We start from the raw sequence: 10,555 nt of genomic DNA, 5'->3' as shown, positions 1-10,555 counted from the left end.
TTTACAAGGCCGGGTTTGGGGTTTGTGTCTGATATGCGGTGTGGGATTTTATATCTCGCACCGCTTTTGTTTGTCTCAGCGGCCCCGCGCAAACCCGAGGGGGACGGGAGAACCCCGCCCCCACGGGCCGGACCGCTGAGCGGCAGCAAATATGATATGAGGAGAGCGGTACTGATGAAAAGACTATGTTCCTTGGTTTTGGCTCTGGCGCTGTGCCTGGGCCTCTGCGTCCCGGCGGGGGCGGCGGAGTTTTCCGATGTGCCCGGCGCCCACACCTTCCATGACGCGGTTGTCTGGTGTTCGGGCCAGAGCATCGTCAACGGCTATGAGGACAACACGTTCCGCCCCGCCAACACCGTCAGCCGNTCCNATTTCNCCGTCATGCTGTCCCGCGCGTTTTTCGCGGCTGATATCGAAAAGTACAAAAACCCCATATATATCTCCAGCGGAACCTTCTGGGCCAACTATCAGGCCANGATGGNGAACCAGGCGCTGAACAACACCAGCTTTGCGGACGACACGGATAATGTTCAGGAAATGAGCCGCAGTATCTCCCGGTACGACATGGCCCAGCTCATCACCAATATTATGACCAGGCAGGGCTTCCCGGCAAGCAGCTCTGACAANTCTGCGGCTATTGCCAAAATCACGGACTACAATANTATTCCCAGCCAGTACCGGGATGCGGTCGCCAACGTGTATGCTCTGGGCATAATTACCGGCTACTCTGACGGATCTTTCAGCGGTGAAGTTACGATGAACNGCGGACAGGNCGCTGTCGTAATTTACCGCATGATGCAGTATTCCGGAAACTCCGGCGGAAATATCACCAATCCTGACCCCGAGACTCCCGTAGAACCTGAGACTCCCAGCAAGCCTAGCAATCCCGACCAAACTGGAAAGACTCTGACCAACGGCAAGCCCGTAACAGAAGACAACATCCTGGAACTCCTGTCTGAGCTTCAGTCCAAGTATCCTCAGCACACCAGCTTTGTAGACGGCTATTCTGCCGGAAGCAGCACAGATGTCAGAGCCGCTGTCCGGCTATACAAAATGCCTAGCGAACGCTATTGCAGCACATCTGCCGGCTGCGGCGGTTGGGCAGCTCTTGTCAGCGACTATATCTTTGGTCAAAACGGCTTCCCCGCTCGCAAGATTGCAACTGCAAATGCCCGCCCCGGTGACATCGCTATTACACTGGATGGTAACGGTAAACTCACACATGTAGCCATTGTTACGAGTCGTGCTTGGCACAATGAAGAATGCCAGTGGACAGAATTCGATAGCACTGATGCCAGCGATGTTCGTGGCACAAACAAAACGTATACCATTTACTGGGACATTGAACATTCTGCTTGGGACGACCCTCAGCCCGGTGATTATACCGTTGACGTCTGGACTCGCTACCCTAATTAAAAACGTCCGAAAAGCGGCCTTGCCGAAAAAGATAGTCTTCCCCCAGCACAGAGAGAAGCCGGCGTCAAGGGCCGAAAAAATTTCCGCATCACTATCCAGAGTACCCCCAGGTCCGGGACGATATTATGATGAAACGGAAAGCGGGCTTTTCCGTGCGGGGCGTGGGAGGACCGGGAGCAAAAGGAGGCGTCACCCNTCCGGCGTCTGAGANTATGAAAAACGGCCCATGGAGCTGGTTCCATGGGCCGTTTTATTGAAAAAAGGATACGAAATGTCCATTTTCCCCTTGACAGAGAAAAATGGACGTGGTAAAATAAAGCACTTATCGACAGCGGGTGGAAAATCCCCCGCTTCATACCTTAATCGGAGTATAGCACATTTCCCAGAAGAATGCAAGAGCGGGNCGAAAGGTTTTTAACAACGGAGCCCGGCGTGTCCCTATCCCCGCCGCCGGTGGCGGCAGAAAGGTGAATGTGAAGATGGCCAAAGACAAGTATTACGGAAAGACCCTTCGCAAAAACTTCGCCCGGTATGAGGAAGTCGTCTCCATGCCGAACCTCCTGGAGATTCAGAAGANCTCCTATCAGGAGTTCCTGGANACCGGCCTCCGGGAGGTCTTCGCCGACGTGGGCGCGATCAGCGACTACCAGGGCAACCTGGAGCTGACCTTCATCGACTACAAGATGGATGAAAAGCCCAAGTACGATGTGGAGGAGTGCAAAGCCCGGGACGCCAACTATGCCGCCCCCCTCAAGGTCAAGGTCCGCCTGCGGAACAAGGAGACCGAGGAGATCAAAGAACAGGAGATTTTCATGGGGGACTTCCCCCTGATGACCCAGTCCGGCACGTTCATCGTCAACGGCGCGGAGCGGGTCGTAGTCTCCCAGATTGTCCGTNCTCCCGGCGTGTACTATGGTCACGAGGTGGACATCAAGACCGATCTGCCCATCCTCACCGCCCAGGTTATCCCCCAGCGGGGCGCCTGGCTGGAGTATGAGACCGACGCCAACGAGCTCTTCTGGGTCCGCATCGACAAGAACCGGAAGATCCCCGTCACCTGCCTCATCCGGGCCCTGGGCCATGAGGCGGGCTATGAGAACCTGAAAACCGACCAGGGCATTTTGGACCGCTTCGGAGACGATCCCCGCATCGTGGCCACCTTAGAGAAGGACCCCTGCAAGAGCTACGAGGACGCCATGCTGGNCATCTACCGCCGCCTGCGTCCCGGAGAGCCCCCCACGGTGGAGGCCAGCGAGACCTTGGTCACGGGGCTGTTCTTTGACCCCCGGCGCTACGACCTTTCTGTGGTGGGCCGGTATAAGTTCAACAAGAAGCTTTCGCTGTGGCAGCGGGTCACCGGGCGGAAGCTGGTTTACCCCGTAGCGGACCCCGCCACCGGTGAGATTCTCTTTGACGAGGGCTGCCTCCTGTCCAAGGAGGACGCCCGCCTGCTGGACGCCGCGGGCGTCTGCGACGTGACGATCGACGTGGACGGCACGCCCCTCCGGGTAATCTCCAACGGCATGTGCGACATGAGCCGCTACGTGGATTTCGACCCCTGGGANACNTNNCAGANCAAAGAGCGGGTTCGGTTCGGCGTCCTCCAGGAGCTGCTGAGCCAGTACAGCGGGGAGGAGCTCATTGACCAGATCATTCTCCACAAGGATCAGCTGGTACCCAAGCACATCATTGTGGACGACATCCTGACCTCCATCAACTATATGAACGGCCTGGCCCGGGGCGTCTCCGTCAAGGACGACATCGACCACCTGGGCAACCGCCGCCTGCGCTGCGTGGGCGAGCTGCTTCAAAACCAGTTCCGCATCGGCTTCAGCCGGNTGNAGCGGGTCATCCGGGAGCGCATGACCATCCAGGACATGGANATCGTCACGCCCCANAGCCTTATCNACATCCGCCNNNTCACGGCGGCCATCAAGGAGTTCTTNGGCTCCAGCCCCTTAAGCCAGTTCATGGACCAGACGAACCCCCTGGCGGAGCTGACCCACAAGCGCCGCCTCTCCGCCCTGGGCCCCGGCGGCCTCTCCCGTGAGCGGGCCAACATGGAGGTCCGGGACGTGCACTACAGCCACTATGGCCGCATGTGCCCCANCGAGACGCCCGAAGNTCCCAACATCGGCCTGATCTCGTATCTGGCCACCTACGCCCGCATCAACGAGTACGGCTTCATAGAGGCCCCCTACCGGGCGGTGGATAAGGAGAGCGGCAAAGTCTCCGAGGAAATCACCTATATGACCGCCGACGAGGAGGACAACTTCATCGTCGGCCAGGCCGCGGAGCCGGTGGATGAAAACGGCTGCCTGGTCAACGCCCGTATCACCGGGCGGCACCGGGACGAGATCGTGGACGTGGACCGGGAGATGGTGGACTACATTGACGTAAGCCCCCGGATGATGGTCTCCATCGCCACCGCCATGATCCCCTTCCTCCCCAACGACGACGCCAACCGGNCCCTGATGGGCGCCAACATGCAGCGTCAGGCGGTGCCCCTGCTGCGGCCCCATGCNCCCATCGTGGGCACCGGCATGGAGCACAAAATCTGCATTGACTCCGAAATCGTGGTCCTGGCGGAGGGCGACGGCGTGGTCACGGACCTGGACGNCCGCCATGTCACCGTGCAGTACGACAGCACCGAGAACAACCCCGCCCCCATCCGGGGAGAGAAGAAAACCTATAAGNTCATTAAGTTCCTCCGCTCCAACCACACGACCTGCATCAACCAGCGCCCCATTGTGGAGGTTGGCGAGCGGGTCCATGGCCGGGGGATTGGCCCCGACGGCCAGATGATGGACCCCACCGTCCTGGCGGACGGCCCCGCCACCGAGCAGGGCGAGATCGCCCTGGGCCAGAACATCCTGGTGGGCTTCATGACCTGGGAGGGCTACAACTACGAGGACGCCGTCCTGCTGAACGAGCGCCTGGTCCGGGAGGACCTCTATACCTCCATCCACATTGAGGAGTTCGAGATCGACGCCCGGGACACCAAGCTGGGCCCCGAGGAGATCACCCGGGACATCCCCAACGTGGGCGAGGACGCCATGAAGGACCTGGACGAAAACGGCATCATCCGCGTGGGCGCGGAGGTCAAGGCCGGGGACATCCTGGTGGGCAAGGTCACCCCCAAGGGCGAGACGGACCTCACCGCCGAGGAGCGCCTCCTCCGGGCCATTTTCGGTGAGAAGGCCCGGGAAGTCCGGGATACCTCCTTGAAGGTCCCCCACGGCGAGAGCGGCATTGTGCTGGACACCAAGGTCTTCACCCGGGAGGGCGGCGACGAGCTGGGGCCCGGCGTGAACATGGTGGTCCGGGTCTATATCGCCCAGCGCCGGAAGATCCAGGTGGGCGACAAGATGGCCGGACTCCACGGCANCAAGNGCGTGGTCTCCCGGGTCCTGCCCCAGGAGGATATGCCCTTCCTGNCCGACGGCACGCCTCTGGACATCGTGCTGAACCNCCTNGGCGTGCCCNGCCGTATGANCANCGNCCAGGTGCTGGAGGTTCACCTGGGCTACGCCGCCCACGCCTTGGGCTGTAAGGTGGCGACCCCCATCTTCGACGGCGCCCGGGAGGAGGATATCCGGGCCANGCTGGCCGAGGCGGGACTGTTCCGCACNGTGGAAACCAGCGAAATGCTGTCCACCGACGGAAGCAAGCAGTATTACCTGTCCGAGGAAGACGGCCGCCGCCCCGTGACGGCGGAGGAGCTGGCGGACGCCGGGGCCCTGGCCGCCTGGAAGACAGAGGGCCGCCTCCTGGTGGCCGACGGCAAGAGCGTCCTCTATGACGGACGCACCGGCGAGCGGTTTGACAACCCCGTCACGGTGGGCTACGTCTACTTCCTCAAGCTCCACCACCTGGTGGACGATAAGATTCACGCCCGTTCCACCGGCCCCTACTCCCTGGTCACCCAGCAGCCCCTGGGCGGCAAGGCCCAGTTCGGCGGCCAGCGCTTCGGCGAGATGGAAGTCTGGGCCCTGGAGGCCTACGGCGCGGCCTACACCCTCCAGGAGATTCTGACGGTCAAGTCCNACGACGTGACGGGNCGTGTCCGCACCTACGAGGCCATCGTCANGGGCCACAACGTGCCCCAGCCCGGCGTGCCCGAGTCCTTCAAGGTCTTGGTCAAGGNGCTCCAGTCCCTGTGCTTNNACATCCAGGTTCTGGACGCACAGGGGAATCCCATCGAGCTGCGGGAGGACGAGGANGCCATGGACACCTTCAACCTGGCCCGGATGNACGCCGACGACGAGCGCAGCCGCAGCGCCTATACCGAGGACATGGCGGCGGAGTTCCAGGATTCCGGCTTTGATATCGAGGACGCCCCCGAGGACGCCGGGGCGGACATCGACGCCGATTTTGACGACGGCGAGGACGACGAATGATGCGTTCGTTGAATATTCCGGCAGTACCGGAGCAATGAAGGAGGAACGCGCAAGATGACCGACAACAAAACCGGCGGCAATATCGCCTTCGATACCATAAAAATCGGCATGGCCTCTCCGGAGCAGATTCGCGCCTGGTCCTACGGTGAGGTGAAAAAACCTGAGACCATCAACTACCGCACCTTGAAGCCCGAGCGGGACGGCCTCTTCTGCGAGCGCATTTTCGGGCCCACCAAGGACTGGGAATGCCACTGCGGCAAGTATAAAAAGATCCGCTACAAGGGCAAAATCTGCGACCGCTGCGGCGTGGAGGTCACCCGGGCCAAGGTCCGCCGGGAGCGGATGGGCCACATCGAGCTGGCCACCCCTGTCNGCCATATCTGGTATTTCAAGGGCATCCCCTCCCGGATGGGATTGCTGCTGGACATCAGCCCCCGGATTCTGGAGAAGGTGCTGTATTTCGCCAACTATATCGTCACGGACCCCGGCGAGACGCCCCTGAGCCGCAACCAGATCCTCTCCGAGAAGGAGTACCGGGACTACCGGGAGAAGTACGAGGACGACTTCCAGGCCGGCATGGGCGCGGAGGCCGTGAAGCAGCTGCTCCAGGACGTGGACCTGGATCAGCTCTCCCAGCAGCTCCACGCGGAGCTTAAGGGTTCCTCCGGCCAGAAGAAGGCCCGCATCGTCAAGCGCCTGGAGGTGGTGGACGCCTTCCGCCTCTCCGGGAACAAGCCGGAGTGGATGATCATNGACGTGCTGCCCGTCATCCCCCCGGAGATNCGGCCCATGGTCCANCTGGACGGCGGACGNTTCGCAACCAGCGACCTCAACGACCNGTACCGCCGGGTCATTAACCGGAACAACCGCCTTAAGCGGCTTATCCAGCTCAACGCCNCGGATATCANCGTCCGCAACGAGAAGCGGNTGCTCCAGGAGGCGGTGGACGCCCTCATCGACAACGGCCGCCGGGGCCGGGCCGTCACCGGCGCCAACAACCGGGCCCTCAAGTCCCTCAGCGATCTCTTGAAGGGCAAGCAGGGCCGCTTCCGCCAGAACCTGCTGGGCAAGCGGGTGGACTACTCCGGGCGGTCGGTCATCGTCGTCGGCCCCGAGCTGAAAATCTACCAGTGCGGCGTGCCCAAGGAGATGGCTGTGGAGCTGTTCCGTCCCNTCATCNTGAAAAAGCTGGTGGAGGACGGCACCGCCAACAACATCAAATCCGCCAAAAAGATGGTGGATAAAGGGGTCACCGAGGTCTGGGACGCCCTGGACGTTATCATCAAGGACCACCCCGTCATGCTGAACCGGGCGCCTACCCTCCACCGCCTGGGCATCCAGGCCTTCGAGCCGGTGCTGGTGGACGGCCGGGCCCTCAAGCTCCACCCCCTGAACTGCACGGCCTTCAACGCCGACTTTGACGGCGACCAGATGGCCATTCACGTGCCCCTCTCCGCCGAGGCCCAGGCCGAGGCCCGCATCCTGATGCTCTCCGCCAACAACCTCCTGCGTCCCCAGGACGGCGGCCCCGTCACCGTGCCCACCCAGGACATGGTGCTGGGCAGCTACTACCTGACCATGGACCGGATGGGCAGCGCCGAGAAGGGCGCGGCGGAGGTCTGGTGCGTGGACGCGGGACACACGAACCTCACCGCCGGGGGCCCGGTGAACGCCGACGAGTTCCTGGCCGCCAACGAGGCCATCGACGCGGAAAACAAAGCCGCCCGGAAAGCCGGCGCGCCGGAGAAGCGGAAGGCCTCCTATAAGCCCCTGCGGATTTACGCCAACGAAAACGAGGCCCTCATGGCCTATAACGAGGGTGTTATCGGCCCCCACTGCCCCATCCTGGTCCGCCGGACCTGTACCGTGGGCGGCACGGAGTATACCCGGGTCGTGGAGATTACCCCGGGCCGCATCATCTTCAACCACAACATCCCCCAAGACCTGGGGATGGTGGACCGGAGCGATCCCGCCCATGTCTGCGACTATGAGGTCACCGAGACCTGCGGCAAAAAGCAGCTGGGAAAAATCGTAGATAAAACCATCAACAAGCACGGCTTCACCATGGCCGCCGAGGTGCTGGACGCGATTAAGGCCACGGGCTACAAATACTCCACCCAGGCCGCCATTACCGTCTCCATTGCCGACATGACCATCCCGCCCAAGAAGTACGAGATGGTCCGGGATACGGAGCAGAAGGTCCTGGACATCGAAACCCAGTACAAGATGGGCTTCATGACGGACCAGGAGCGCTACCGCAACGTGGTCCAGGAGTGGGAGAAGACCACCGAGGACGTGTCCGACGCCCTTCAGAAGAACCTGGACCGCTACAACCCCATCTTCATGATGGCGGACTCCGGCGCCCGAGGCTCCATGAAGCAGATCCGCCAGCTGGCGGGCATGCGGGGCCTGATTGCCAACACCGCCGGACGGACCATCGNAATCCCCATCAAGGCCAACTACCGGGAGGGCCTGACGGCCCTGGAGTACTTCATCTCCAGCCGCGGCGCCCGGAAGGGCCTGGCGGACACCGCCCTGCGGACCGCCGACTCCGGCTACCTGACCCGCCGCATGGTGGACGTCTCCCAGGAGGTTATCATCCGGGAGGAGGACTGCCATGTGACCCACGGNATCAAGGTCTCCNAAATCAGCGAGAACGGGCAGGTGATTGAGAAGCTGTCCGACCGCCTCCGGGGCCGCTTCCTGGTGGGCGACGTGGTGGACGCGGACACCGGCGAGGTGCTGCTGAGCAACGACAAAATGATGGACGGAAGCGAGGATAAGCTGCTGGAGTCCCGGAAGTGGGTCCAGGAGAACGTCCGCCCCGGGGACCGCTGCGAGTTCGACCCCGCCGGCGACCCGGACAAGAAGCCCACCGTCATGATCCGCACCGTCCTGACCTGCAAGGCCCCCAGCGGCGTGTGCGCCAAGTGCTACGGCATGAACCTGGCCACCTCCAAGCCCGTGGGCCCCGGCGAGGCCGTCGGCATCATCGCCGCCCAGTCCATCGGCGAGCCGGGCACCCAGCTGACCATGCGTACCTTCCACACCGGCGGCCTGGCCGGCGGGGACATCACCCAGGGCCTTCCCCGTGTCGAGGAGCTTTTCGAGGCCCNGAAACCCAAGCGGATGGCNACCNTGGCGGAAATCGGCGGCACGGTCAAGTTCGAGGAGGCCACCAAGGGCAGCCTCTTGAACATCATCATCACCGCCCCCGACGGGGACACCCGGGCCTACGCCGTGCCCCACACAGGCCTCCAGGTGAGGGACGGGGACGTCATTGAGGTGGGCCGCCAGCTGACCTACGGTGCCCTGAACCCCCACGACNTGCTCCGTATCCGGGGCGCGGACGCGGTATACAACTATCTCATTCAGGAGGTCCTGCGGGTGTACCGCCAGCAGGGCGTGGACATCAACGATAAACACATTGAGGTCATTGTCCGCCAGATGATGCGGAAGGTCCGCCTGGAGGACGCGGGGGACACGAACCTGCTGGACGGCTCCATGGTGGACGTTNTGGAGCTGGAGAACGCCAACGAGGACATCCAGCGCCGGAACGCCGCCGGGGAGACCCAGGAAAACGGCGAGCCCCTGCGCCCCGCCGTGGGCACCCAGCTCCTCATGGGCATCACCAAGGCGTCCCTGGCCACGGATNCTTTCCTCTCCGCCGCCTCCTTCCAGGAGACCACGAAGGTGCTGACGGAGGCCGCCATCAAGGGCAAGAGCGACCGCCTGGCGGGCNTNNAGGAAAACGNCANCATCGGCAAGCTCATCCCCGCCGGCACGGGCCTGACGGCCTATCACAACGCAGCCGANGAGATTCTTCCCGAGGCGGAGGAGCCGGTTCCCAAGGAGGAGCCCGCTTCCGAGCCCATCATCCTGGGGAACGCCGTCAGCCAGGCGGCGGAAACCNCCCCCCTGTCTATGAACTGAGAAGTTGTGTAGACGAAAAAGCGCCGGGACCCTGCGGGGTCCCGGCGTTTCTATATGGAAAGGCTCAGCCCTTTAAGATATCCGTGTTCCGGTACTGAATGGCTTCCGCCAGGTGGGCGGCGCCAATGTCCGCCTCCCCGTCCAAATCCGCGATGGTCCGGGCCACCCGGAGAATCCGGTCATGGGACCGGGCCGTCAGGCCCATGCGCTGGAAGGCGTTTTTCATCAGCTTTTCCCNGGTCTCGTCCAGGCGGCAGAAGGCCCCCAGCTGCGCCGGGGCGATCTGGGCGTTGCAGGCCGCGCCGNACCCTGCCAGGCGCTCCGCCTGAATGGCCCGGGCCGCATCCACCCTGGCCTTCACCTCCGCCGAGGACTCCGGGGTCTCCCGGCGGCGNATGGCCTCGTACTCCACCGAGGGCACCGTTACGTGGAGGTCGATCCGGTCCAGCAGGGGGCCGGAGATCTTTTCCACATACCGCTCCCGGTCCCGCTGGGAGCAGGTGCACCGCCGGTCCGGGTGCCCCCGCCAGCCGCAGCGGCAGGGGTTCATGGCGCAGATGAGCTGGAACCGGGCGGGGAGGCGCAGGGTGCNCCCGGCCCNGGAGNTGGTGACCTCCCCGTCCTCCAGGGGCTGGCGGAGAATCTCCAGGGCGTCCCGGCGGAACTCCGGCAGCTCGTCCAGGAAGAGGACCCCGTTGTGGGCCAGGGAGATTTCCCCGGGCCGCATGGCGGGCCCGCCGCCGGTGAGGGCGGAGGCGGAGACGGTGTGATGGGGGCTGCGGTAGGGACGGCGGGTCAGCAGGGGG

Annotated in this window: 4 protein-coding genes; 3 read left to right on the top strand and 1 reads right to left on the bottom strand. The window is 62.9% G+C overall.

Annotation, left to right across the window (positions count from 1 at the left end; translation table 11 throughout):
* The first annotated feature begins 174 nt into the window (after nucleotides 1–174).
* The 3 genes from JX325_RS08325 to rpoC all read left to right on the top strand — a co-directional run bounded on the left by JX325_RS08325 (nucleotide 175) and on the right by rpoC (nucleotide 9,749).
* Nucleotides 175–1,416 carry an S-layer homology domain-containing protein gene (locus JX325_RS08325; RefSeq protein ID WP_204790698.1) on the top strand — a complete coding sequence of 414 codons (1,242 nt, stop codon included), beginning with the start codon at nucleotides 175–177 and terminating at the stop codon, nucleotides 1,414–1,416.
* A gap of 479 nt (nucleotides 1,417–1,895) precedes the next feature.
* A complete protein-coding gene (rpoB, locus tag JX325_RS08320; protein ID WP_204790699.1) occupies nucleotides 1,896–5,816 on the top strand; it encodes a DNA-directed RNA polymerase subunit beta in 3,921 nt (1,306 codons plus the stop codon).
* 54 nt (nucleotides 5,817–5,870) lie between these two features.
* Nucleotides 5,871–9,749 carry a DNA-directed RNA polymerase subunit beta' gene (rpoC, locus tag JX325_RS08315; protein WP_204790697.1) on the top strand — a complete coding sequence of 1,293 codons (3,879 nt, stop codon included), beginning with the start codon at nucleotides 5,871–5,873 and terminating at the stop codon, nucleotides 9,747–9,749.
* Between the two features lie 64 nt (nucleotides 9,750–9,813).
* Here rpoC and JX325_RS08310 read toward each other — a convergent pair.
* On the bottom strand, nucleotides 9,814–10,555 hold a 742-nt coding region (locus JX325_RS08310; RefSeq protein ID WP_204790696.1), incomplete at its 5' end, for a YifB family Mg chelatase-like AAA ATPase.

Origin of the sequence: Oscillibacter sp. CU971, from assembly GCF_905219725.1 — a bacterium.
Lineage (GTDB): Bacteria > Bacillota > Clostridia > Oscillospirales > Oscillospiraceae > Oscillibacter.
This window is presented reverse-complemented; position numbering and strand designations above follow the sequence as displayed.